The 25,558-nt window shown below is 56.9% G+C and carries 20 protein-coding genes and 1 tRNA gene; 7 read left to right on the top strand and 14 right to left on the bottom strand.

Features of this window, described 5'->3' with window-relative positions; all coding sequences use genetic code 11:
• Nucleotides 1-11: 11 nt before the first annotated feature.
• From BBPC_RS01985 to serS, 10 genes are all read right to left on the bottom strand, one after another.
• Nucleotides 12-794, bottom strand: coding sequence for a GntR family transcriptional regulator (locus BBPC_RS01985; RefSeq protein ID WP_004219956.1), 783 nt, complete (start codon nucleotides 792-794; stop codon nucleotides 12-14).
• A gap of 33 nt (nucleotides 795-827) precedes the next feature.
• Entirely contained in the window at nucleotides 828-2,192 is a 1,365-nt protein-coding gene (locus tag BBPC_RS01980) for an aspartate aminotransferase family protein (protein WP_047749576.1), read from the bottom strand.
• Nucleotides 2,193-2,416: 224 nt separating this feature from the next.
• Nucleotides 2,417-3,910, bottom strand: a complete 1,494-nt coding sequence (locus BBPC_RS01975; protein ID WP_004219963.1) for an amino acid permease — start codon at nucleotides 3,908-3,910, stop codon at nucleotides 2,417-2,419.
• 187 nt (nucleotides 3,911-4,097) lie between these two features.
• The gene (locus tag BBPC_RS01970; protein WP_004219966.1) at nucleotides 4,098-5,168 is read right to left on the bottom strand and encodes a phosphotransferase enzyme family protein; all 1,071 of its coding nucleotides are present in this window, start codon (nucleotides 5,166-5,168) and stop codon (nucleotides 4,098-4,100) included.
• Nucleotides 5,169-5,447: 279 nt separating this feature from the next.
• Nucleotides 5,448-6,008 (bottom strand): cysteine hydrolase, encoded by a 561-nt coding sequence (locus BBPC_RS01965; RefSeq protein WP_004219968.1) that lies wholly within the window; start codon nucleotides 6,006-6,008, stop codon nucleotides 5,448-5,450.
• A gap of 36 nt (nucleotides 6,009-6,044) precedes the next feature.
• A complete protein-coding gene (locus tag BBPC_RS01960) occupies nucleotides 6,045-7,496 on the bottom strand; it encodes a purine-cytosine permease family protein (protein WP_004219971.1) in 1,452 nt (483 codons plus the stop codon).
• 115 nt (nucleotides 7,497-7,611) lie between these two features.
• Nucleotides 7,612-8,613, bottom strand: a complete 1,002-nt coding sequence (locus tag BBPC_RS01955; protein ID WP_004219974.1) for a PfkB family carbohydrate kinase — start codon at nucleotides 8,611-8,613, stop codon at nucleotides 7,612-7,614.
• Nucleotides 8,614-8,666: 53 nt separating this feature from the next.
• Nucleotides 8,667-9,683: an ADP-ribosylglycohydrolase family protein gene (locus BBPC_RS01950; RefSeq protein WP_407921910.1), complete on the bottom strand. Its 1,017-nt coding sequence runs from the start codon at nucleotides 9,681-9,683 to the stop codon at nucleotides 8,667-8,669.
• 442 nt (nucleotides 9,684-10,125) lie between these two features.
• Nucleotides 10,126-10,210: transfer RNA gene (locus BBPC_RS01945), tRNA-Ser, on the bottom strand.
• Between the two features lie 322 nt (nucleotides 10,211-10,532).
• Nucleotides 10,533-11,819, bottom strand: a complete 1,287-nt coding sequence (serS, locus tag BBPC_RS01940) for a serine--tRNA ligase (RefSeq protein WP_033524209.1) — start codon at nucleotides 11,817-11,819, stop codon at nucleotides 10,533-10,535.
• Between the two features lie 129 nt (nucleotides 11,820-11,948).
• Here serS and BBPC_RS01935 point away from each other — a divergent pair, with 129 nt between their 5' ends.
• Entirely contained in the window at nucleotides 11,949-13,061 is a 1,113-nt protein-coding gene (locus tag BBPC_RS01935; protein ID WP_004219978.1) for a diacylglycerol/lipid kinase family protein, read from the top strand.
• A gap of 54 nt (nucleotides 13,062-13,115) precedes the next feature.
• Here BBPC_RS01935 and BBPC_RS01930 read toward each other — a convergent pair whose 3' ends face one another.
• Nucleotides 13,116-13,982: a PRD domain-containing protein gene (locus BBPC_RS01930; RefSeq protein WP_022244981.1), complete on the bottom strand. Its 867-nt coding sequence runs from the start codon at nucleotides 13,980-13,982 to the stop codon at nucleotides 13,116-13,118.
• 27 nt (nucleotides 13,983-14,009) lie between these two features.
• Entirely contained in the window at nucleotides 14,010-16,100 is a 2,091-nt protein-coding gene (locus tag BBPC_RS01925) for a glucose PTS transporter subunit IIA (protein WP_004219983.1), read from the bottom strand.
• A 322-nt stretch (nucleotides 16,101-16,422) separates the two neighbouring features.
• Here BBPC_RS01925 and pgm point away from each other — a divergent pair, with 322 nt between their 5' ends.
• The 5 genes from pgm to rpiA all read left to right on the top strand — a co-directional run bounded on the left by pgm (nucleotide 16,423) and on the right by rpiA (nucleotide 22,714).
• Nucleotides 16,423-18,099 (top strand): phosphoglucomutase (alpha-D-glucose-1,6-bisphosphate-dependent), encoded by a 1,677-nt coding sequence (pgm, locus tag BBPC_RS01920; protein WP_004219985.1) that lies wholly within the window; start codon nucleotides 16,423-16,425, stop codon nucleotides 18,097-18,099.
• Nucleotides 18,100-18,368: 269 nt separating this feature from the next.
• Entirely contained in the window at nucleotides 18,369-19,175 is an 807-nt protein-coding gene (locus BBPC_RS01915) for a LytR/AlgR family response regulator transcription factor (protein WP_004219986.1), read from the top strand.
• Between the two features lie 2 nt (nucleotides 19,176-19,177).
• On the top strand, nucleotides 19,178-20,533 hold the full coding sequence (locus BBPC_RS01910) for a sensor histidine kinase (RefSeq protein WP_033524208.1): 1,356 nt from the start codon (nucleotides 19,178-19,180) through the stop codon (nucleotides 20,531-20,533).
• Nucleotides 20,534-20,614: 81 nt separating this feature from the next.
• The gene (locus BBPC_RS01905; RefSeq protein ID WP_033524207.1) at nucleotides 20,615-21,847 is read left to right on the top strand and encodes a ribonuclease H family protein; all 1,233 of its coding nucleotides are present in this window, start codon (nucleotides 20,615-20,617) and stop codon (nucleotides 21,845-21,847) included.
• Between the two features lie 168 nt (nucleotides 21,848-22,015).
• Nucleotides 22,016-22,714 carry a ribose-5-phosphate isomerase RpiA gene (rpiA, locus tag BBPC_RS01900; RefSeq protein ID WP_033524206.1) on the top strand — a complete coding sequence of 233 codons (699 nt, stop codon included), beginning with the start codon at nucleotides 22,016-22,018 and terminating at the stop codon, nucleotides 22,712-22,714.
• 224 nt (nucleotides 22,715-22,938) lie between these two features.
• Here rpiA and BBPC_RS09495 read toward each other — a convergent pair whose 3' ends face one another.
• Complete coding sequence (locus BBPC_RS09495) at nucleotides 22,939-23,028, bottom strand: 30S ribosomal protein bS22 (RefSeq protein WP_004268639.1); 90 nt, start codon at nucleotides 23,026-23,028, stop codon at nucleotides 22,939-22,941.
• Nucleotides 23,029-23,241: 213 nt separating this feature from the next.
• Nucleotides 23,242-23,871: a hypothetical protein gene (locus BBPC_RS01895; protein ID WP_004219996.1), complete on the bottom strand. Its 630-nt coding sequence runs from the start codon at nucleotides 23,869-23,871 to the stop codon at nucleotides 23,242-23,244.
• Between the two features lie 127 nt (nucleotides 23,872-23,998).
• Between BBPC_RS01895 and radA the strand changes: the two genes are divergently transcribed.
• Nucleotides 23,999-25,417: a DNA repair protein RadA gene (gene radA / locus BBPC_RS01890; RefSeq protein WP_033524205.1), complete on the top strand. Its 1,419-nt coding sequence runs from the start codon at nucleotides 23,999-24,001 to the stop codon at nucleotides 25,415-25,417.
• Nucleotides 25,418-25,558: the final 141 nt, after the last annotated feature.

Genomic DNA, 25,558 nt, shown 5'->3' with positions numbered 1-25,558 from the left:
AATCTTCCGGCTTATTTCGTCATATTCTGCGTAGACGTTGCGGACAGGCGTACATAGCCGGAATGATGCATGGTGAATCGCATGCGATCAGCGATATACACGTCAGTGGCACGCTCGAACGGGCATCCATCCGACGCATAGGCGATCCGGTGAATGCGCATCAGCGGAGTTCCCGCCTTGATCTGCAGCAGCTCGTTCTCCTGCTCGTCGCCGACCACCGATTCCAATGTTTCGTCGACATTGCACGGATACACGCCATAATCACGTTCGAACATGGTGTAGAACGGGGTCGTCAAATCGCGTGTAAGGAACAGAGGAAACAGATATGCCGGCAAATGCGACCGTTCCAACGAAAGCGGCCGATTTTCGATATACCGCAATCGCGTAATGTCGTAGATCATCGGATGCTCGCCCGGCAATCGCAGCAAACGCACGTCGGAAACGGAAGCCGGGGCAATCACCGCCTGCAATACTTTCGACGAAACGCGCATGCCTTGTCTTCGCGCGATCGTCGGCAATGATTCCACCGTGTTGATATTGCGTTCCAAACGTCCGTCCGATATGACGATGCCCCCGGCACGACCGATTTTGCGGATGATTTCATGATCGGATTCCAACACGGTCAACGCATTGCGCAAATCGGAACGGCTGACGCCAAGACTGTCGGCGAGCGCCCGTTCCGATCCGAGTTTCTCTCCGGGAAGAAGCTCCTGTTCACGAATGCGAGCGCGGATACGGTAGACCAGTTCGCTCGTAGCGCTTCGCGTGCGCCCGATGCCGGTATGATCTTCCATATCCGCGCCCTTTCTTTATGGTTATCTGTCGTTTTACAGCTTCAATGTTTCCAGAGTCTTCATGAATCCATCCATGAACCAATCCACATCGGATTCGCTGAACACCAGCGGCGGGCGCAGCTTGAGGATATTGCCGTAACGGCCGCATACGGAGGTGAGGATGTGGTTGTCACGCAGGGTTTCGAGGATATCGAGCGCTGCCTGCTGGTCGGGATCCTTGGTGCCCGGCTTGACGATTTCGCAGCCGATGTACAGGCCCGCGCCACGCACGTCGCCGATGCAGGGGTGTGCCGGCATAAGCGACGCGACGGCATCCTTGAATATTGCGCCGACCTTCTTGGCGTTGCTCATGGTGTCTTCGTCACGCATCACGTCAAGCACCGCCTGGGCCGCGGCCATGCATACCGGGTTGCCGCCGAAAGTGTTGAAGTAAGGAATGGAGCCTGCGAACGGTTCAAGTACTTCGTGACGGGCGGCCATCATCGACGTGGGCAGACCGTTGGCCATGGGCTTGCCGGATGTGACCAGATCGGGAACAATGCCTTGGCGTCCGAATCCCCAGAATGCGTCGCCGGTGCGAGTGAAGCCCGGCTGCACTTCGTCGGCGATCCATACGCCACCCAGTTCATGAACGGTGTCGATCACCGGCTTCAGATAGCCGACCGGATCGGGGTACACGCCGTCGGAGGAGAAGATGGAGTCGGCAAGCAATGCCGCAAACTTGATGCCATGACGTTCCATATCAGCAACGGCCTTGCGCACTTCGCCAGCCATCCAGTTGCCGAATTCCTCGGCGGCGCATTCCGCGGCAGGCTTGCCGTCAATGACCAAGCGGTAAGTGTCCGGCGTGGGAATCATGCGCATGGTCAAGCCAAGCGTTTGCGCGGTGCCGAGCGCTGGGGAAAGCTTGGAGGTGAGTGCCGAATTGCCATGGTAGGCCTCGCTGGTCACGATCACGCCTTCGCCGCCAGTGTAGGTCTGTGCTACGCGAATGGCCAGATCGTTGGCTTCGGAACCAGTGCACTGGAACATGATGCGGTCAAGTTCGTCAGGCATGGTGGAGAGGATATCTTCCGCATAATGCAGGATGTTCTCATGCAGGTAGCGCGTGTGGGTGTTGAGCATCGAAGCCTGCTGGGTAAGTGCATCCACCACGCGCGGGTGACAGTGGCCGACGGATGCGACATTGTTGTACACGTCCAAGTATTCCTCGCCGCCGGCATCCCAAAGATGCGAGCCACGGCCCTTCACCAGATGCACTGGATTGCGGTAGAACAAACGGTAGGCCGGACCAAGCACGTCACGCTCTTCGGTTAGTTTGCGTGTTTCTGGGTCGAGCGCGGCCGCCATTTCCGGACGGAAGCTATTGGTGTCCATGATGGTTGATCGAGTTGCCATGATTCCTTCTTTCGTTGGCTTCCTGTGGCGTTACCCACACGGTAACGCAGTAATGTTGAGTGGCTGATACAGCGCAGAAACAAACCATTTCCGCTGTTTTCCACCTATTTGGTTGACCTTTTTACATATTTCCGATGATTGAAAAAGGCCGCATCCCAGATGAACACGGCCTTGGCAATATCGTTTTATTTCAAGAAAACGAAACGATAATCGCAGAAAATCAGTCAGTCTTCAGTCTTATATGCGACCTTTCCGCCGGAAGCGGCGAACTCTTCTTCCGGAGAAAGCACCAGGTGCTTACGTCCGTAAACCGCGAAGAAGATGGTCGCGAGAACGTAGATGACCACCATGGCGTAGACGGCCAGTCGATAATCCGGGTTCAGCAGCACGGCAACGAAAATGCAGAATGCAAGCAAACCTGCGATTACCGCGCCCGGCACGCCGAACGGGCTGGTGAACGGACGCTTGATATCAGGCATCTTCTTCCTGAGGATCACATAGGAAACCATCTGCAGCAGATATGCCAGCACCGCACCCCACACAGCGATGTTCAACACCACCGAACCGGCGCCATCACCGCCGTACGCGATGATGAACAGGGCTGCGAAACCGATGATCGCGCCGACGACCAGACCCCAGTACGGCGTCTTCTTCTTACCGGTCAGCGACAGGAACGCCGGATAATAGCCTGCACGGGACAGTGAATACAGGTTGCGGCCATACGCGAACATAATGCCTTGGATGGAAGCGAGCAGACCGATCAACGCGAATGCGGACAGCACCGCGGCGAGATTGCCCGGCAGAATCGCACGATAGCCATCCAGCAACGGCTCATCGGAACCAGCGAGCGCTTCGGAACCGACCACAGCCGGGTTCAGGAACACGATGATCAGCGCGGACAATCCCAGCGTGAAAATGCACAGGCGGGACGACTTCGGAATGTTCTTTTCCGGCTCACGCACTTCCTCTGCAGCCAGAGGCAGCTGCTCAATACCAAGGAACAACCACATGGCGAACGGCATGGCGTAGAAGATGGCACCTGGGCCGAACGGCAGGAACGCGGAGTTGCCTTCGGTAGGCGTGATATTGAGCAGCGTGGAGAAATCGGCCTTACCAGTGGCGAAAGCGCCGATACCGAACAGTGCGACGATGGCGAGCGCGGCGATCGACACGACTTCGGCGAAACGGAACGACGTTTCGGCGCCCAGCCAATTGACCACTACGAAAATCGCATACAAGGCAAGCCACCAAACCCAAGCCAAGCCATGATCGTCAAGCGAATATCCGGTCAGGTTCGACAGGATCGCATCAGCGTATGCCGACGAGAAGTAGACGATGGTGGCTGCGGTCATCACATACTCGATGGTTTCCGCAAGGCCGGTGAAGAAGCCGCCCCACGGACCCATGGCGGCACGCGCGAAGGAATACGCGCCACCCGTGTGCGGCATGGCCGACGCCATTTCGCTGATGGAGTTGAGCATAAGCACGTACATGAGGTACACCACGATGGCGGCCACCAGCATGCCACCCCATCCGGCTTGGGCGATGCCTCCGTTCCAGCCGGAGAAGTCGCCGGAGATCACCGCGGAAATGCCGATGGCCCATAGACCGAACGCTCCCGCGGTTCGCTTAAGCTGTCGTTTTGCGAAATAGTCCTTGTCGGTTTCAACGTAGGTCACGCCGCCTATCGATCGTCCCGAAACAGTTGACGCAGTCATTGTAATCGCCTTCCTCTCTTATTGTTCGGCGAGTTATGCCATTGATTCCTCGTTTGGTTGGTTGCGGTCAGATGTTGTTAAGTTATAAAAATTGAGATTTTCGTAATTGCGTATTTTTACGTGCTTACGATTGGATTTCTTGGATTTTCTGGTTTCTGCGTAATTACGCTTGTTTCATGCAACTTGCCTAATGCAGCAGCCAGAGCGGATCCTCAAGATAGTTTTTTGCGCACATCACGCTGCCGGGAGCCTGCTGTGCAGCGAGACCGTCGGGCAGGGCATCCTCACGGTGGCTGGTGGTCCAGCCGAGCATCTGCATGCGTCGGATCATGGAAAGCGCGGACATGATACGCAGTTCCTCATCCGTGAACGAACCTGCGACGCGCTGGTATCCCTTGACCCACGCCTTGGCAAGATCGGGAGCATACGGTTCATGTTCGATGAAACTCAGCGATGAAGCGTAATCGTAGAGATACCAGCTGTATCCGGCATCGTCGAAATCGATGACGGTCAGTCTCCCGTCATTGCCGCGAATCACGTTCGACGGGCGCAAGTCGGCATGGATAAGCCCCCAAGTTTCGTTGGTTCTCGGCACTTTCATCACCACGTCCATGGCCTTCCACAGCGCGGTGTCGCACAGCTGCTTCTCTTCGTCGGTGAGATTGGCGTTTTCCCAACGTCCCCAACGCGGTGCCGGACCAACCATGTTCGAAAGATCCCAATTGAAGCGGGTGAAACCGTACGGTTTGCTCCACGTGCGCGACTGCTCATGGAATTTCGCAGCCCATTCACCGATCGTCTCGTAATACGGTGCAGGATTCTCAAGATCTTCCAGCACGGTTCCTTCCACATATTTCGTGGAGATCACCGTCCAGCCGACACCGTTCAGATCAGTGATTTTCGTTACGAACGTGCCACGGATGGTGGGAACCGGATTGATCAGGCTGATACCTTCGATATCATGCAACGCATTCAACCAGCTGATTTCCGACGCCACCGCCTCGGGACCTCCCACATAGCCCGGCTGCGAGACACGTACCACGCCTTGGGGCTCGCCGTCCAGCAACAGCAGGAACGTCGCGTTCTCGGATACGGTGATGAGGTTGAGTTGCGCCCGCTGGTGGTCGATGCCCCAAGCCGCGCAAACGCCTTGGAAAAGCCAGAATGGTGCGGGACATCCTTTGGTGAGCCCACTGAAAGTGTCTAGACTGACCGCTTGCGTAGGATCGTCAAGCAAGCGAGTGATCTGCTGTGCCATGGTGGCCTCGATTCATACATGGGATTTTTCCTGTGAGAGACATGTCCGTCAGTAAAACCTCTTCACGAAACTGTCGATACCCACGATTGTGCCGGAATCGTCCGTTACAATCACCACCGCACTGTTACGCCGCAGTTACAAAAGCGCACCGCAAGATTAATGGCTCATTACCGATGCCAGCCGAGCATCATCCAAGTTTTGGCGCAATATGCACGACATACAAAAAAGCGGGGTTTGCTGAGCAGAACTCAACAAACCCCGCAGAATCAAAGTCCTTACCTATCCTACGATGGAATCAGTATCAGTGACGGTGACCAGCGGCGTGAACAATGCCATGGTGCTCAATGCCATCTGATGGTTTTCTGGCGAACTGCCTGCACAAGCGTCAGCAGCAACGCGTACCGCTACACCATTGTCAGCCGCGGCGAGCACAGTGGTAAGCACACAGCAATCGGTGGCGACACCACATACCGTGATCTTTTTAGCGCCTTTAATGGCTTCGCTCAGCACGCTTCCCCACTTGCCGAAAGTGTCGCAACTGACCACGGCATGGCCTTGCGCCAATTCCGCGGTATCCGCGGTGAGATCGTACATCGGATCGTCGGGAGCAACCAAAAACTGCGGCCAATCTTTGAAATAATCAACCCAAGCGTTTTGCGGTGGCTCAGGCGCAACATATCGCGTATAGACCACACGATCGCCGAACGCCTTAGCCAATCGTGCGAACGCTTCATCAGTAGTGTGATAGGAGCCGTCCGGGCAAGCCCATGCGGACCATTCACTTTCCGCAAAAACACGCTGCCTGTCGATAACTACCAGCCATTCATCTTCCGCAATCATGACTTTTCCTTTCCTTGTATTATCGCAATAAGCAACTCATGCTTCCGAAACCGGCAGATCAGCTTCCTGCTTGGCAATATCGCCACGCTGGAACATCAACGATCCCGCAAGACCAATAATCAGCGCAACAATCACACCAAGATTGGCGGCAGCCCAACTACCTTCTTTGCCACCGATAAGGAACAGCAGATACCCCTGCCAGTTCAGCCAGCTGGCGGCAGTGTTGACCACCAATCCCCAACCAAGCACGGTACCGACGACAAGAATGGCGAAAGACTTACCGTTCCACGCACCGTAACGCCCCTTCGGATCATACAAATCAGCGGTGCTGTAATCCTTCTTGCGAATGATCACATCGGCCACGAACATGCCGGCCCATACGGCCATCGGCACGCCGAGCGTGGTCAGAAAGCCTTGGAACGGGCCAATGAACGTGTCGGAGAAGAAAGTCACGTAGACCACACCAAGCACAGTCAAAGCGGCGGTGAGCGCGGCAGCCACGGTACGCGGCAACTTCACACCGAACGACAGCAGCGCAAGCCCGTTGGAATAATTGTCCATAATGGAGCCGGACATCAAACCGAGCACGGCCACAATGGTGTACGGAATCAAGTACCAGGTCGGCAGAATGGAAGCCATGGCTCCAATCGGATCATTTCCAACGTTTTCCGCCATGTCGGCATTGGAAACCGCGAGCAGCAGACCGTAGAAAATCAGGAACACATTGGCAATGGACGCACCGAATGTGGTCCAGAACACAATGCCGCCATTGGAGGAGTTGCGCGGCAGATAGCGCGAGTAATCGGCAGCGATATTCACCCAGCCCAAGCCAAAGCCGGTCATCACGAAGAAGCAGCAGCCGAGCATGGCCGGCAATGATCCCGCCGGAACCGAGTCAATGGCGGAAAAGTCAATATGTCCCCAGCCGAGGATAAAGAAACCGACGGTGATCACACCGGTCACGATGGTGATGACCTGCTGACAACGCATAATCAGGTCGTATCCGAAAATACCTGCGACCACCACAAGGCCGACCACCACAATGGTGGAGATGATCTTGGGCGCGACACCAGAGCCCCAACCGAGTTTTTCGATGGTGCTTGATAATGCCAACACAGCGGTGGTGGTCAGTGAAATCTCCCAGCCTAATGTGGCGATCCAGCTCAGAGCCGCTGGCACTTTGGCACCTTCCACGCCGAACGTGGCGCGGGTGAGCACCATGGTGGGCGCGTTGCCGCGTTTGCCCGCGATGGAAATGATGCCGACCAGCAGGAACGAGATGACCACGCCAATAATGGTCATGGCGGTGGCCTGCCAGAACGAAATGCCGAAACCGAGCGCCCACGCGCCGTACGACATGGCGAACATGGAAACATTGGCAGCGAACCAGGGCCAAAACAGACTGGCCGGCGTGCCCTTACGCTCCTCTTCGGATATGGTGTCGATACCCTGCTCCTCGATGGAGAGGGTCCCTTTCTCATTGCTCATGTGAAACTAATCTCCTTGAATCTGCCGAGCAACGCCGCGGGCAAGCGACATGCACGCCGCGTCAGCGCAATCGTGCACATGATATAACCACTTATAGTCATTTGTACCATAAGTCTTAGAACGCCCTTCCTAGGAGCCGCTCAACCTCCTTTCGATCAGGGCAGGTAGCCGGCCCTGATCGCGTTACAGACAACGCCGAAGCAGCATTGGCGCAACGTACAGCCTCCTCCAACGGCACGCCTTCGCACAGCAGGGCGCACAACACACCCGCGTGACAATCACCAGCGCCATTGGTATCCACCGCTTTCATTGGAAAACCTGGAATTCGCAGCACTTCGTCACCGGGAATCGCCGACCACGCACCATCCGCGCCCACGCGAACGATTACAGGAGATTGCAATCGATCGCACAGCCACGCAACCGTCTCCTCATTGACATTCGCGCTCTCAATCTCTTGCAGCATATCCCGCGAAACCTTGCAATCGCAAGAATCGCCACTATCGAGCGCCGCCAAACGTTGCGCAATCAACGTTGCCTCGCGTTCATTGCACGACCATATCGGACGATATGCGAGCATCACACGGAAAACGTCATCATCAACTGCCGAGATCATCGGAGAAGGATCGAATACCGCAGTGAACTCACGATGTTCAGTCGTTCTTTTCACAAAAGCAAGCAGCGCGTCCGCAGTGTGATGCACCAACGTGTATCCGCTCACATGCACGACATCCCGCTTTTCTGGATTCACAGAATCGAACGCATCGGCACTGCCGTACGCTTCTGCGCCCCTCGTCGAAATGAACGTCCGTTCAGCATTCGCGTCGGTCAACGCCACGCAAAATCCCGAATCGTGCACGGCATCCCGCTTGCCGATATGCTGAATTTCCTGATTTTCCAACGTTTGCAGAATCTGCGAAGCCCACGGCCCCGTACCAATCACACCAGCATGAGACGCCTTAACGCCCATGCGGCGCACGGCATACAGCGTGTTGAAGCTGGCACCAACCTGCGTTTGCACATTGCCGGCGAACACATCTTCACCCGCACGCGGCACCGCGTCCACATTCATGGTCAGATCGACAATAACCTGCCCAAGAGAAATAACTTTTCCAGTCATTGCGATGCCTTTCGCACTTCCGTCATAGTTTCGCTAACTACGGTTCCTGCAGATCAAACGATATTTACATCATTAAGCGCACTATCATCGCGTAACGCGCGTAGCGACGTAACAGTGCCGACCAAATCAAGGTGATTATCTTCAGCAAGTTGTGAAAGCACCTGATCAAGCATGGTTTTGTCGAAACCTTGCATACCATGCCACGCCCCCAGCATCGCGCCCGCAATAGCCGCAATGGTGTCAGTGTCGCCACCGATAGAAGCCGCGAAACACAAAGCATGCGTGGGATCGTCAAAAAAGCGCGCCGCAATGGCGAAAGCGGCGGCCACGGACTCGTTCGATTCCACGCTGGTACCGCAATTCCGTTGCAGCACAGCAGCGAATTCGTTGTCATTGAGCCTGCATCCATCAGTTTCGGCCCAATTCATGAAATATTGCACACGCGCAAGCACCGAAGCCTTTGCCGACCAATTGCCACGCTGTGGAAGCTTCCGTACGAATTCCACCGCGAGGTGCAAAAAGTCACGTTCTCCTTCAATGGCAAAGCTCACCGCCGCAGCCACCAAAGTGGTCGCTTCAATGCCCTGCACCGTGTTATGCGTCACCACACAGGATCGCCAGGCGGCGTCGGCGAGCGCTTGGCCTGGACGGAATGCGATGCCCACCGGCGTGGCACGCATTGCACCGCCGTTGGTGGTGCCGAATCGGCCGGTCTCTTCCAGACTTACGCCTTCGGTAAGTTTTTGCAGCGCTGCTTTGGTGGAAGGTCCCAGCAGGTCAAGCGATCCCTTGGCCTTCATCGCAGCTTCCCATTGCAGCAGATCGTGGGCGTATCGGGTGTTATCAATGCAGCCGTTATCGTCGATAAGTCGCCGTGCGAGTACGAAAGCCTGTTCTGTATCGTCGGTGACGGCACCAGCTTTCATATTCGGTGCGATCGGCTGCTGCGGCACGGCACTCATAAGTTTCGTGATCGGACCGTCGTAATACCGGCGAATCTGCTTGTCCGACATGCTTTGCGTAGGCATTCCCCACGCATCGCCCAACGCAAGCCCAGCCATAGCTCCCATCGCTCGTTCCTTCATTTGCATCCCATTCTCACGCATAGTCACAGCAGCCTTTCTCACAACTCAGCCTGATCGTACACCGAACAACATCACAATCCCTCCCCAATCCTTCCAGTCACTGGAAGAAAGTGGACATTTACAAGCCTCTCAACGACCCAAATCCTCCACCCACTGGAGAAAAACAGACGCCCACAAGCCCCCCAGCGGGAAAAATCCCCCAGTCACTGGAAGAATCACCCCGCCACAGACCATCCCAGCGACCCAAATCCTCCACCCACTGGAAGAATCTGGACGCTCACAGGGCCAACAGCGGGAAGATTGTTCCAGTGGATGGAAGAATTGAGACTTGGACGGTGCTGAGCCGAACTTGGGTGGAGTTTACCCGGATTGCAGCAACAAAAAAGGCTTACCGGGCGCTTAGAGCGCTCTCAGTAAGCCTGATAGGCGGGTAAGGCGAGATTCGAACTCGCGGAGGCTTGCACCTCAACGGTTTTCAAGACCGTCTCTTTAGACCGCTCAGACACCTACCCATGTGCATCACGCACGAAACGCTAATATAGCACAACCCAAAGAACGAGGGGAAGAAAGCGAGCAAGGACAAAGGAAAGAACGCGGCGAAAACAAAAAAGAGGGGACCCGCTCACCGCGAGTCCCTTCCCATAAGCCAGAAAAGCCAGAAATCGGCAAATGCCAAATGCCAGGCATCCTCAGACTTCCATATTTCGTATTGCAGAAGTCCGTTTCAGCAGTTTAGTAGCTCAGCAACTCAGTGGAACCGATAAACAAACCCGAGTTACCAAACTCCACGAGCAACCCAAGCTATCAGACTCTGCCAGGCAAACCCAAACTCTATCAGGCTTCCCACTTGGTCGGCTCGATGACTTCCTTGCCACCCATGTAGGCACGCATGGCCTGCGGAATGACGATGGAGCCGTCCTTCTGCTGATGGTTCTCAAGAATGGCAACCAGCCAACGGGTGGTGGCCAGCGTACCGTTCAGCGTGGAAACGGCGCGGGTGCCACCATCTTCCATACGTTCGCGAATGTTCAGACGGCGAGCCTGATATTCGGTGCAGTTGGAAGTGGAGGTCAGCTCACGGTAGCGACCCTGGGTCGGCACCCAAGCCTCGCAGTCGAACTTGCGGGCTGCGGAAGAGCCCAGATCGCCGGCAGCGGTATCGATGATGCGGTACGGCACCTCGACTTTGCCGAGCATTTCCTGCTCCATGGCCAGCAGGTGCTCATGCTCCTTGTAGGAGTCCTCCTGCTTGGTGTAAACGAACATTTCCACCTTGTCGAACTGGTGCACGCGGATGATGCCGGAAGTATCCTTGCCAGCTGCGCCAGCCTCACGGCGGTAGCAGGAGCTCCAACCGCAGTAACGCAGCGGACCGTCAGACAGGTCGAGAATCTCGTTCTCGTGCATACCGGCGAGCGCCACTTCGGAAGTACCGACCAAGTACTGCTCGTCAGGTTCGCGCAGACGGTAGATTTCGTCGGCGTGGGAGTTGAGGAAGCCAGTGCCGCGCATCACTTCCGGACGCACCAGCGTCGGGGTGATGGCCAGCGTGAAGCCGTGCTCTTCGGCCTGGTCCACAGCCATGGTGAGCATGGCGATCTGCATACGTGCCACCTGGCCGCGCAGGAAGTAGAAGCGGGAACCGCCGACCTTCACGCCACGTTCCATATCGATGCCGGCAACGCCACGACCGAGGGTCAGGTGATCCTTCGGCTCGAAACCTTCGGCTGCGAAATCGCGGATCTGTCCAACCTTCTTGACCACCACGTAATCGTCTTCGCCACCTTCCGGAGCTTCCGGCTCAACCACGTTGGAGAGCTTCCACATGGCGGTGGTGTATTCTTCGGCTGCGGCGTCCGCTGCGGCCTTGTATTCGGAAACCTTCTGGGAGAGTTCCTTGGTTTCGGCAATCAGCTTGGCCTTTTCGTCGGCCGGAGCCGCGGCGACCTTCTTGCCGATTTCCTTCTGCTGCGCACGGGCAGCCTCGAATTCCTTCAGAGAGGAACGACGAACCTCGTCGGAGCGCAGCACCTCGTCGACCAGTTCGACCGATTCGCCACGCTTGCGCTGGGATTCCTTAACAACGTCAGCATGTTCACGAATGAATTGGATATCAAGCATGCCTCCTAGCCTAGTGCTGAAAGCCGACACCCGCCGCAGTCCTCTCATTTTTGTATACAACGTGCAGGAATCGTCGAATAAATCAGTCTTGATTCGCTTTTTTCGCATCTTCCGTGAACAATAGATGACATGCCTATGCCTGTTATCATTCTGATTGTCGTTCTTGCGGTCGCAGCGGTGTGCGCGGCCGCCTTTTTCGCAGTACGCGCGTATAAGCATCGCAAACTTGCGGAACAGCTCGACAAGCGCGACGATGATCAGGTGCATTACGCGTTTGTGATCAATCCTTCGAAACCACAGGCGGAACAACGCAAGCAGCATATTCAGGAGTTCTGTGAGGCGAAGCATCTCACGCAGGTTGAATATATCGGAACGCAGCTTGATAAGGATGGTCGCGCCTGCGCGCTGGAAGCCTTGGAGCATGGCGCCGACGTGGTGGTCGCGGTCGGCGGCGACGGCACGGTGCGCACGGTGGCGAGCGCACTTTCGGGAACCGGCCACGCGCTGGGCATCATCCCTATTGGCACCGGCAATCTGTTTGCCCGCAATATGGGCATTCCTGTGGATGATATCGATGCGGCGCTGACCGTCGCCACATCTCATGGTTCGCGTTTGGTGGATGTCGGCCGACTGACGCTGCTCGATGATGAAGCCGCCGATCACGGCCATGCGTTCCTTATTATCGCGGGCATCGGCTTTGATGCGGTGATGATCGACGACACCGATCCTGAGTTGAAGAAGAACATCAGCTGGCTCGCCTATTTCGTGTCGGGCGTGAAGAACCTGTTCGCCCCGAAGTACAAGGGTGATGTGACCATTACCAGCGCCGACGGCAGCACGCACACCACGCACGGATTGACCTTCCGCACGTTCATGGCCGGCAATTGCGGCCAGATTCCGGTATTTTCGCTCATGCCCGACGCCGTGTACGATGACGGCATTCTCGATTACGAGATCATTGACACATCCGGCGGTTTGATCGGTTGGGCGAATCTGTTCGGCGATGTGCTGCATCAGACGATCACCGGCAAGGCCCAGCAGAGTCCGCTGTCCACGAATTCCACGGTTGACCAGATTCAGGGCGTCAGCGCGGAAATCAAGTTGGAGAAACCCGTGTTGGCTCAGGTGGATGGCGATATGCTTCCCGAAACGCAGCATATTCGTTTCAGTGTGGAGCGTAAGTCGTTGTGCGTGCGTGTGCCGGAAGCGCCCGAAGCCAATACTTCCAATGTAAATCAGTAACTATTATCGTAATTATTAAATTATTTATTACGATGATTATGTATTTTATGCAGATTATGCATTGGTATCGTCATTCTCATGCGATTCCGTCGCATGAGAAGTCACTCGTGCGACATGCAAGGTGAGATAGGCGATTTCCGCTTCCGAAAGACTCACGTTCAATCGCATTTTGACGATGATCGCAAGTTTGTTCGCACAATCCGATGCTTTCGGATATGAGGTTTTGATGGATTCCACGATTGGTTCAGGCTCGTCATCAAGCTGTTCATGTTGGTGGATGCGCACGAAAAGATAGCGCAGATGCGTGATGAAACGCGCCACATTGACGCTGTTCTGGTCGAGAGTGATGCCGTAATAGCCTTCGATGACCGTCAGCATTTGCTGGATGACGCCGGTCATGGTGTATGTGGCGGAAAGATCGCCGGTAGAGAAGCCCGCATTGACCAAGTGCAGGGCCAAAGCCACGGCTTCGCAATCCGGCAGCGCACCGCCCAGATACGTGTTCATGGCATCGACCAGAGCTTTGCCTTTGGCATATTCGCTCGCGTAGAGCGAACGCACTTCGGCTTCCAGCGGATATTCGATGGTCTGCTTGTTTTGCGATCGGCGGATCGCACCGCAAATATGGTCGGATAATGCCAGCACCAATGCAGGCTGTCTGTCGGCCTGTTCCTTCAGACCGGTGCGGTTCATGGCGTCCGTAACGAGACGAATGATTTCGGGCGGAATCCCGGCCACCTGTTGGGCCATATGGTCGGGATCCTTGCCATCTGCGGGAACGAACCGACGGACGATCTTCGCGTCGTCAACATGCTGGCCGGGCTTGGCTTGGAAACCTATACCTCGACCGGTGAGAATCACCTCACTGTTGCCGTCTTTTGCCAGTACGACATTATTGTTGAATACGCGAAGAACGTCCACGTCGGCCCCTTCCGACTATGCGATTGGTCAGCGCTGAATGTCGATCACCGACTCACCGGCCTTGACGTCGACGCCGGTCTTTGGCGTGACGGACGCGAAGGCCACTGTGTTCAGCACCGTCATCAATGTGGTGGTGCTGTATCCAGCTTCCTTAACCTTATCAAAGTCGACGACAACGAGGTTGTCCCCCGCGTTCACGTGTTCGTTGGCCTTGACCTTCACATCGAAGCCTTCGCCGTTCATCTTCACCGTGTCGATGCCGACGTGCACGAGCACTTCCACGCCATCATCGGTTTTGATGCCGAATGCGTGACCGGTTTCGGCGACGGTCTGCAGCACGCCGGATACCGGCGCGACGACGGTGCTGTCTGCCGGCTGGATGCCGACGCCTTCGCCTAGTGCGCGGGATGCGAACACCGGATCGCCGGTTTCATCCAGGGAAATCACATGGCCTGCGACTGGAGCGTTCACCACGGTGGTGGTGGCAGCAGCAGCCGGGGCTTCAGTCTTGGTGGCGGCAACAGTGGCAGTCGCGGTGGCAGCAGCCGGAGCGACTCCCTTGGCTTCGACCGACGAGACAGCGGTCTTCTGATTGGCAGCCGCACGGGCCAGCACTTCGGCCTTCTGTTCCGGAGTGCGGTAGTCGAAGGTGATGATCAGAAGGAAGGAGGTGAGGAAGGACACGGCGATGGACACTGCATACACCCACATCTGATTGAAGACCGGAATGGTCAGCAACGAGGTGAATGCGAAAGCGGTGGTGGTCACGCCATGCACGGTCTGGCCGGCGGCGGTGACGGACGGGAAGAGCCAACCGAGGATGGCGATGACGACGCCACCGAGACCGCAGCCCACCAGCATGCGCTTGTAGATGAGCTTGTAACGCAGGTGAATGCCGTACAGAGACGGTTCGGAAACGCCACCGAGCAGGCCGGCCGCAAGTGCGCCCAAAGCGGTCTGGCGCATGTCCTTATCCTTGTCACGCACAGCAAGGAAGAGCACGCCAGCGGTAGCGCCGAAGCAGGCGAAGTTCCACACGCCCATCGGGCCTTGGATGAAGTCGTAGCCGAGAGTCTGGATGTTCATGAGCATCAGGGCGTTGAGCGGCCAGTGCAAACCGAGCGGCACGAGGAACGGGTACAGCATCGGAATGATGATGGCGAAGATGAACGGGGCATGGGTGTTCATCCAGGCCAAGCCGACGCCGAGGCCGTTGCCGACCCACACGCCGATCGGGCCGATGATAAAGGCGGTCAGCGCGCCAACGATGATCATGCAGAAGAACGGCACGAAGACCAGCTGGACGCTTTCCGGGATGATCCTCTTCAATCCGTGGTAGACGAGAGCAAGCACGGCGGCCATGAGCAGCGGCACGAACACGTTGCCGGAATAGTCGCTCAATGCCATCGGCAGACCGAATATGTTGGCCATGCAAGACTTGGTGCCCAGAGCGGCGTTCTCCACGCACGTGGTGGTCTTGGCGTCCATCAAGCCGGTGAACTGCGGGGTCATGAGCATGGCCATGATGGCACCACCCAGCCATGGGTCGACTTTGAGCTTCTTGGACGCGTTGTAGGCGACCATGATCGGCAGGAAGTAGAATACGCCCTTCCAGATGGCTTTCACGAATACCCAGCCTGCGGAAACCTCGTCATTCGGAATGACGTTCAGCGAAATAAGCAGGTTGACCAGCGCGATGATGATGGAAGCGCCGAGCAGCACGCCCAGAATCGGGCGGAAGGAATCGGAGAGATACTCGAAGAAGGAGTCCAGCCAAGCCACCTTGCCGCGGGCCTTGGAACGGGCTTCGGCCTTGACGTCGGCATTGCTCTTCTGACCATCGTCGGATGCGGAGGCACCGCCGACACCGGCCATTTCGGGCAGATGCATGATGTTTTCGTACACGGTGGCAACGCCACCGCCGATGACCACCTGGAAGCGGTCGCCGCTCTGCGGCACCGCGCCGAGCACGCCCTGCATGTGCTCGAGACTATTCTGATCGACCTTGGATGCGTCAACCAGTTCAAAGCGCAGTCGAGTGGCGCAATGCGTCAGACTGCGAACGTTTTCAGGACCACCGATTGCAGTGATGATCTGCGATGCGAGTGAGTCAGCCATCCTGATTTCCTTTCTTTCCCTTACAACCGATTCGATCCGAGCAACACCGCTTCGGGCAACAAAAAAAGACCTGAGATATGGCTATAGTTCAGCCACATCTCAGGTCTTGCGTCTTTATGTTGACTAGCAACCCTGCATCAGTCGAATAGCATAGAGCTATACACCATCGTTTGACATTGCGCAACTCGGCTAAGCGCAGAATCCGCCATTTTCGAAAATTCATGTACACACATCCGAACATGCACTAAACAGACAACGTATTCATCGCGCATAATGGGACAATTACGCACATCTGACGCAAAAGCGTGGCAGAATAGTGACTATGGTTGCAAACAATGCGGGAATGCCCGCTACCCCAGCAGATCTGATCAATGTCGACGAGGTCATCGGCAAGTACTATGACGTCGTCCCCGACCCCAACGTTCCGGAACAGCGTGTCTCCTTCGGCACCTCCGGCCACCGCGGATCGTCTCTGAAGACCTCGTTCAACGAGGCCCATATCGTCGCCATCACCCAGGCCATCGCCGAATACCGCAAGAAGGCCGGCGTGACCGGCCCGCTGTACATCGGCCGCGACACTCATGCTCTGTCCGAGCCGGCTTGGAAGACCGCCATCGAAGTGCTCGTCGCCAACGGCGTGACCGTGCGCATCGATTCCCGCGACGACTTCACCCCGACCCCGGTTGTGTCCCAGGCCATCCTGACCCACAACCGCGCAGCGGATGGCACCCAGCGCTTCACCGGCGAAGGCCTGGCCGACGGCATCGTGGTGACCCCGTCGCACAACCCGCCGACCGATGGCGGCTTCAAGTATGACCCGGTCACCGGCGGCCCGGCTCCGTCCGACGTCACCAACGCCATCGCGGATCGTGCCAACGAGCTGCTCGGCGATTTCAAGAACATCAAGCGCGTTCCGTTCGAGCAGGCCGTCAAGTCCGACCTGGTCGAGCGCTTCGACTTCCGCGAGCACTATGTCGCCGATCTGGAGAACGTCATCGACTTCGATGTGATCCGTTCCTCCGGCGTGCGCCTGGGCATCGACCCGCTCGGCGGCGCTTCCGTCAACTACTGGCCGCTGATGAACGAGAAGTTCAACCTGACCATCGACGTGGTGCGCCCGCAGGTCGATCCGACCTGGAGCTTCATGACCATCGACCATGATGGCAAGATCCGCATGGATCCGAGCTCCCCGTACGCCATGAAGGGTCTTGTGGACTCCCTCAACAACGGCGCTTGGGACAAGTACGACCTGGTCGGCGGCACCGATCCGGACGCCGACCGTCACGGCATCGTATGCCCGAACTGGGGCGTGATGAACCCGAACCACTACATCGCCGTGTGCGTAGAGTACCTGTTCGGCGGCAACCGCCCGGGCTGGCCGGAAGGCGCCGGCATCGGCAAGACGCTGGTGTCCTCCTCCCTGATCGACCGCGTGGCCGCTTCCATCGACGCCAAGCTCGTTGAGGTTCCGGTCGGCTTCAAGTGGTTCGTTGACCCGCTGTTCAAGGGCGAAGTCGCCTTCGGCGGCGAAGAGAGCTCCGGCATGAGCTTCCTGCGCAAGGACGGCCGTGTGTGGACCACCGATAAGGATGGTCTGATCCCTGACCTGCTGGCTGCGGAAATCACCGCCAAGACCGGCAAGAACCCGGCCCAGCTGCATCAGGAGCAGGTCGATCGCTTTGGCGAAAGCTGGTACAAGCGAGTCGACACGCCGACCACCTTGGAGCAGAAGCAGAAGTTCGCCAAGCTTTCCGGCGACGACGTCGCGGCCACCCAGCTGGCCGGCGAGGACATCACCGCCAAGCTCACCGAAGCCCCGGGCAACCACGCCAAGATCGGCGGCCTGAAGGTCACCACCGAGAACAACTGGTTCGCGGCCCGTCCTTCCGGCACCGAGAACATCTACAAGGTGTACGCCGAGTCCTTCGAATCCCCCGAAGCCCTCGACAAGGTGCTCGCCGAAGCCACCGAAGTCGTGGACAAGGCCTTGGCCGAGTGATCATTGACGAATCGGCGTAATCCAGCCATTCGCCAATCATTCGCAAACTCACTGAGAAGCCCGCTTTCCTGAAAAAGGCGGGCTTCTCGCATATCCGCCCGAATACGAATCGCAACGAACACGAATCGTGCGATATGGCACGAAACGCCGAATTCTGGCATGACACGCACGCTATCACCCCCTGCCGGCCCCGCTTCGCATTACGCTTGAATGATAGCGACACAACACTCAGTCCAGCGGTCCCCGCCAATCTTCATGGGAGGTGAACGATGCGCATCGCCATCGTCGAAGACCACGCCGCCGAACGCCAACTGATGGCCGTCATGTGCGCGGAATATTTCAAACGCACCCGCGATATCGGCGTGGAATGCGTGACCTTCGCCGATGCGGAATCCTTCATCGAAAGCTGGAAAGACGCCCGATACGACCTGCTGCTGCTCGACTGCTATCTGTCGGACGACGAAACCGCCACGCATGCGGCGACCGGACTTGATATCGCACGGACGCTGCGCAGACAAAACGACGATTGCCCGATCGTGTTCATCACGTCAAGCACTGATTTCGCCGTGCTCGGCTACGAGGTGCAGGCAAGCGGATATCTGTTGAAGCCCCTGAATCACGACGCGTTCCATGCGACCATGGACCGCGTCGCAGCGCAGCTCGACACGAAAACACCGGTCACTCATCTGAAAAAACATCAATCGACGGGCAATGCACAAAGCAGCACGGACGCCGCATGGCAGGTGGCTTTCGGCAATCCCGCCATCACCATGGACCGTCGCCTTATCGCCTACGCGCTTTCCAGCGCGCATTATGTGGAATTCACCTTCGCCGACGGCACCTGCGCGAAAATCCGCACCAACTTCTCCGATGTGGAACATCGTCTCACCGTATTCAGCAACTTCTACCGCACCGCGCGAGGAGTGCTCGTCAACTTCGACTACGTGTCAGGCATCAGCAACAATGAATTCGTGATGAAAGGCGGCAAGCACATTCCCATCACGAAAACCGCGGTGACCACCACCTGCAGAAAATACGCGGAATACACGTTCACCCGCATGAGAATGGAGGACTAGCCATGCTTGACGCACTCGCATCGATCGCGCCATCATGCATGTTCTTCGCCATCGGCGAGCAGCTAAACGCGCTAACGGGCCTGCTTCTCTGCCTGTACATGACCTGGCATCATATGGAGAATCCCAAGCGCGACGGCCTTATTCTCATGATTTCCGGCGTGATTGTCTTCTTCCTGTGCGGCATCGCATGTTGCCTCGCCCACGTCCCCTCGCTCTGGTCCGTGATTCCTTCGGCTCCGGTTGTGGTATTGGCTTTACGTAAGATGACGAATCTTCCTTGGGGGCAGCTTCTTTTCGTCGTTTCAACAGCCGCATATATCGTCGCGATCATTTATTACCTGTCTTTGGCCGTGGATTTAGCTGTTCTGAATGAGCAGTCCATGAATTTACGTGTCGGATGGCCGGGAATGATCAGTCTGCTGATTTTTGATTTGATTGCGGCGACTACACTTTTCCATCCGTTCCATCATTCATTTTCCGCAACATTCGATTCACCTTCCATCAGCAGGAATTTTTGGAGGGTCATCTGGCTTTTCCCGTTCATTTCCACAGCAATTGTGGTGTGGTGCATGCCCGCCGACAACGCATCGCTGCTCGACACCCGCGTGCTTAGCATCGCCTTCACCGTATCCATCGCATATTCCGGTTTCATGACCATGGCCTACTTCCTCATCTGGTATATGGTCCAGCAGGCGGACCGACTGCGCGAAGCCAGCAAACGCGAACATTACGAAGCCATGCAGACCTTGCAGCTGCAGCATATGAACGAACGCATCAACGAAGCGAGGCAGATCAAGCACAATATCCGGCATCATATTCAGACGTTGCAGGCTCTCGCCGCGGCCGACGATATGCCCGGCATCACCTCGTATTTGGAGGAGATGGCCAATCATAGGCTGTTGCAGCCCATCCCCATGCAGTATTGCGAACATGCTTCGTTGAACGCGGTGCTGGTCTACTACTGTGACTGGATCCGCCATATAGGGGCTGAAGTCGACGTCAAAGCGTCGGTGCCGCAATATCTCAACATCAATAATGCCGAATTATGTTCCATGGTCGGCAATCTACTGGAAAATGCGTCTGAGGCCATTATGAAACAACAGGATGGGGAGAAAAAACTCAGGGTGCGCATCAAATATCGCACTGGGCCGCCCGCATCACTGTTCATTGTGGTCGACAACACGCACGATTCCTCCATTATGCAGGTTGGCGACGCTTTCGCCTCAACCAAGCATGGGGGTGAAGGTTTGGGCACCGCCACCGTGCGCGAAACCGCGGAACGGCATCATGGCGCAACCTCGTTCGATTATGACGGCACGCTGTTCCGCGCTTCCGTCATGCTGTGTTTGGATGATTGAGATTCCCGTTCGACGTCGCCCGATCACAGTTCGCAGTTCACCACGTATGGCAGCGTCTCACGGCTTTCGTAGGGTAGAGATATGACGATTACGGTTTCTACAGACGGTTCCGCTTTAGGCAATCCGAATGGTCCGATGGGTTGGGGTTGGGCCGATCATGAGCTTGCCACAGGCGGCAAGCCGGGGCATCACCATGACAGCGACTGCGATGCCGGCGGAGCTACGAACGGCACCAATCAGATTGGCGAGCTGTGCGCAGTGCTGGAGGCGTTGCGCGCGCACCCCGGCTCCGAACCGTTGGTGATCGAAACCGATTCGCAGTATGCGATCAACTGTTCCACCACGTGGGTTCACGGCTGGAAGAAGAACGGCTGGAAGAACTCGCAGAAGAAGCCGGTAAAGAACGCGGATCTGATTCGCGCGATCGATGCCGAAATCTCCAAGCGCCCCGGACCGGTGAAATTCGTATGGGTCAAGGGTCATGCCGGCAATGCCGGCAATGAGAAGGTGGACGAGCTGGCGCGCACCTATGCGGGCGATTGCCGTTCGAAGATCCGTGAAGGATATCTTCCTTTGGAGGGTTGGCAGTCGCTGCTGGCTTCCGAATATTCGCAAGGTACCGATGTTCCCGATGATGCCCAAATGCTGCTTGACGGCAAAATCACTACGGACGAATACCATATGGGGCGCGGGCAAGGCAAGTCCGCTCAAGGATCGGCCGATGATCTGATGGGCGCGGCCGATCCGGAGCCGCGTCCACGTTCCATCGCCGATATGCTGGTGGAGCCGGAAGGCTATCCAGCGCCCGACGAGGCGACATTGCCGTTGACGTCCAACGAAATGTCGGTGGAATCCGACGACATGCCGGAACCGACCACCGCGCTTGATACGACCATGCCTGATGGCACGACGCCTGACGCCGAGGCACCGCGCAAATCGTATGCCGAAATGCTGCTCAAGCCGGACTGTTTTCCCCACGAGCATGACGAGCGGCAGCCAGCCGACGATGCACAGAACGAACAATCCGCGAATTCCTCGGAAAACACGCCGGCGCCAACGAGCGAATCAGCCGAATCCGCAAACGCGTCGGCGCCAACGAACGCCGTCGCCGACTTGCCGAAACTGCCGCATCGCGCCAGTCCTTCGGGATTGGCGGTGTCGGGCGCCATTCGCTTCACTCCCCCGCCAAATTCCAGTCCGACGTTCGACGGCAAGCCACGCCTGATCCGCGGTTACATCGCGGTGGAAGGCTACGTGCAAGGCGACGGCACGCTCGTCCTCGACGAAGCGCCATTTGCAGTCAAGCACAACTAACGAGCCAGCACTTTCGACCTTAACGCCTCGAAAGTGCGTGAAACATCCTGTGAAAACATTTGCTGACCACCAATGGCACACCTTCGTTCATGACATGTCCGCAAACGCACAAAAATCAACACATCCGATAATATGGAGACGGTCTTAACCCCATATCGAAGGAGGATCATGGACAAGGCACAGCAGGACGCATTGAAGAAGGCAGCCGGCATCGAAGCTGCCAAGCTGATTCAGAACGGCATGATCGCAGGTCTGGGCACCGGCTCGACCGTGCGCTTCCTGGTCGACGAGCTCGGCCGCCGCGTGCAGGAGGAAGGCTTGGAGTTCACCGGCGTGACCACCTCCCGCCGCACTCAGGAGCAGGCAGAAGGCTACGGCATCAAGATCGTCGACATCGATGACGTTGATCACATCGACGTGACCATCGACGGCGCCGACGAGGTCGACAAGAACTTCAACGGCATCAAGGGCGGCGGCGCCGCTCTGCTGTGGGAGAAGATCGTGGCCACCAACTCCAACAAGATCGTGTGGATCGTGGACGAGTCCAAGGTTGTGGACACCATCGGCAAGTTCCCGCTGCCGGTTGAGGTGATTCCGTTCGGCGCAGGCCAGGTCGTCAAGAAGTTCGAATCCCGCGGCTACAAGCCGGTGCTTCGCCTCGACGCCGAAGGCCAGCCGGTGCGCACCGACGAGAACAACTACGTGGTCGATCTGCACCTCGAATGCATCGAACACCCGGAGGCTCTGGCCGACGATCTCATCAACACCGTTGGCGTGGTGGAGCATGGCCTGTTCCTGCACATGGTGGACCAGGTCATCGTGGGCGATCCCAACGGTCCGCGCGTGCTCACCAACTCCAACAAGTGAGTTTGAAGTAGCGTAAGTTCCGCATTTTCCGCGGATTTTCGCGAACCTACACGAAACCATATGAGGCTGTGCGTTCAACTTCGAACGCACAGCCTTCTTTTTGCATCTATTGATTTCCGATTCTCGTACTTTTCGTTTATTTCTTTGCAATATGCAAAAATCCCGCATACCTCAAGAAGACATACGGGATTTTGTTTAAGCGACGCTTCAACCGCGCCTGAAGACTACTTGCGCTGGTGGCGAGTCTTACGAAGCAGTTTGCGGTGCTTCTTCTTGCTCATGCGCTTGCGGCGCTTCTTGATGACCGAGCCCATCTCAGCCTCCGTTCTTAAACTCAAAGGGTAAAAGTTTGCAACTTGCCCAATACTACACTGCTTCGGGGACTAACGCACACAACCGCATTCATATGGTGGAAGCACGCACCTTTTTATCGGAAGATCAGGCAAACGCAGTCCGCATGGTCCACGGCTGAATCTTACGTGAATCATGCATGAATCATAGGATCGCACAACCAGCCGTAGGCAGTATCACAGCGGGAACTGCTGGTAGAAGCGCTGCACCGAATCCTTGGCTCCCGTGGCTTGGAACACCACGGTATCGTTGCGCCAGACCGCGATGGCCTTGGTTTCGTCGTCCGGATCGGTTTTGGCGCTATAGGCGCCGGTCGCTTCACCGGAAACCTTCACATTGCCGCCGCCCAGCTCCTTGCCGGTCATGGCACCGGTCAGATTGTCATACTGACTTTGCGCATCATCAGACTGAGACCATTGCGCCACTTTCAAGGTGATATCCTGACCGTCCTTGCCCGTGGAATACGTCAACGTGTACTCCTCGACCGGGGAAGCGCCGCTCCACGAAGTGCTGGCATCGGCCTTGGTGCGCGCGAAATTCAACACGGAATCAGGCATGGCCTTCAACAGTTCGCTGGCGTCATCCGGCAACGCCACAGCGTCAATGGACGGCGTGGTCGGCTCAGAGGCATCCTGCGACGCGCCCTGCGAGGTGGTGGTGCCCTGAGTGGACGCTTCATCGCCCTTGTTCAGAGCCCAGCCGGGCCAGATGAAAGCGGACACCAAGGCGAGCACGACCACCAAAGCGGCGGCAATGACAGCCACGATCAGTTTGCCATGAGAAGAGGAAGTTTGCGTAGTAGACATGGCTGTTATTCTTTCATATCCGTGAGACGCTCGAATCCAGAAACCGTGATCTCGCCATCATCCCGCACCAGCACCCCCTTAATATCTCCGAAAACGATTGTCCCAAAATATCCGTATTGTCAGCGATATGGCAAAGACGTCCTCGCAATTTGTATGTTCCGAATGCGGCTGGAACGGCCCGAAATGGCTGGGCCGCTGCCCCGAATGCGGCCAGTGGGGCACCATCGAGGAATTTCACGAGGCCCGTCCCGCCGCTTCGAAACGCACCGCGGCCCCCGGGCGCACATCGCGCACGCAATCGCATATGGTGCCCGCTTCCGCCGCAAAGCCCATCACGGAAATCGGCACGGAAAACATTTCCAGAATCAGCACGGGTTTCACGGAATTCAACCGCATACTCGGCGGCGGCATCGTACCCGGCTCCGTGACGCTCATCGCAGGCGAGCCGGGCATCGGCAAATCGACACTGCTGCTGGAAACCGCCGGCAACGTGGCCCGTCTTTGCGCGGCGCAACCGGAACGCAACACGGTACTGTATATTTCCGGCGAGGAATCGCAGGCGCAGGTGCGTATGCGGGCATCACGCATAGGCGCGGTCGAGCCGAATCTGCTACTGTCCGCCACCACCGACCTGTCGACCGTGCTCGGACTGATCGAGCAAAGCAAGCCTGCGCTGGCCATCGTCGATTCCGCACAGACCATCGTCTCGCAGGAAGTCGACGGAATTTCCGGAGGGTCGACGCAGGTGCGCGAAGTGGCGAGCGCCCTGATCGACACTGCAAAAACGCTTGATATTCCAGTATTACTGGTCGGTCATGTCACCAAAGACGGCTCGATTGCCGGTCCGCGCACGTTGGAGCATCTCGTTGATGTGGTCTGCCAATTCGAAGGGGATGCTGAAACCGCGCTTCGCATGCTGCGCGCGGTGAAGAATCGTTTCGGTCCCACCGATGAGGTCGGCTGTTTCGATATGAGCGGCGAAGGCATCGAAGAGGTGACGGACCCGTCTGGGCTTTTTCTTTCATCATCCAATTCCGCCAGTTCCGCTCCGGTGGAGGGCACGTGCGTGACGTTCACCTTGGACGGCCACCGCAGCCTGCCTATCGAAGTGCAGTCGTTGGTCACCAAATCGGTATTGCCGACGCCTCGCCGTGCGGCGAATGGCGTGGACGCGAACCGCATCGCCATGCTGGTGGCGGTGCTATACAGGCATGGCAACGTCAATCTTCTGGCAAACGATCTCTATATTTCCACGATTGCTGGAGGTCAGGCACGTGAGCCGGGCTGCGATCTGGCGATTGTGGGCGCGTTGGCGAGCGCCGCGAAGTCGAAGGCGATCGGCCGCACCACGTGTGCGATCGGCGAGATTTCGTTGACCGGGCAGGTGCGCCCGGTGCCGCGACTGGAATACCGGTTGCGCGAGGCTGCCCGTCTTGGCTTCACCACCGCTGTAGTGCCGACATTACGTAGAGAAATCGCAATTCCCGGATTGTCGATCGTTCAGGTCGACACATTGCAGGATGCGCTTGGCGCCATGTTGCGATAGCACACACCCTACATACCGTTTTCGCATGTATGCACGCGAAGCATATACATTATGTTATTTTTTAACCTATACTAGTGGGGCTCTTACGTAGATTCTTACGTAAGAGCCCCACTATTTTTTTGAATGCTGATACGTTTTTAT

Origin of the sequence: Bifidobacterium pseudocatenulatum DSM 20438 = JCM 1200 = LMG 10505 (assembly GCF_001025215.1) — a bacterium.
In the GTDB taxonomy this organism is placed as follows: Bacteria; Actinomycetota; Actinomycetes; order Actinomycetales; family Bifidobacteriaceae; genus Bifidobacterium; species Bifidobacterium pseudocatenulatum.
Note: the sequence above shows the minus strand (reverse complement) of the source record. Positions and strands in the feature narration are given on the sequence as shown.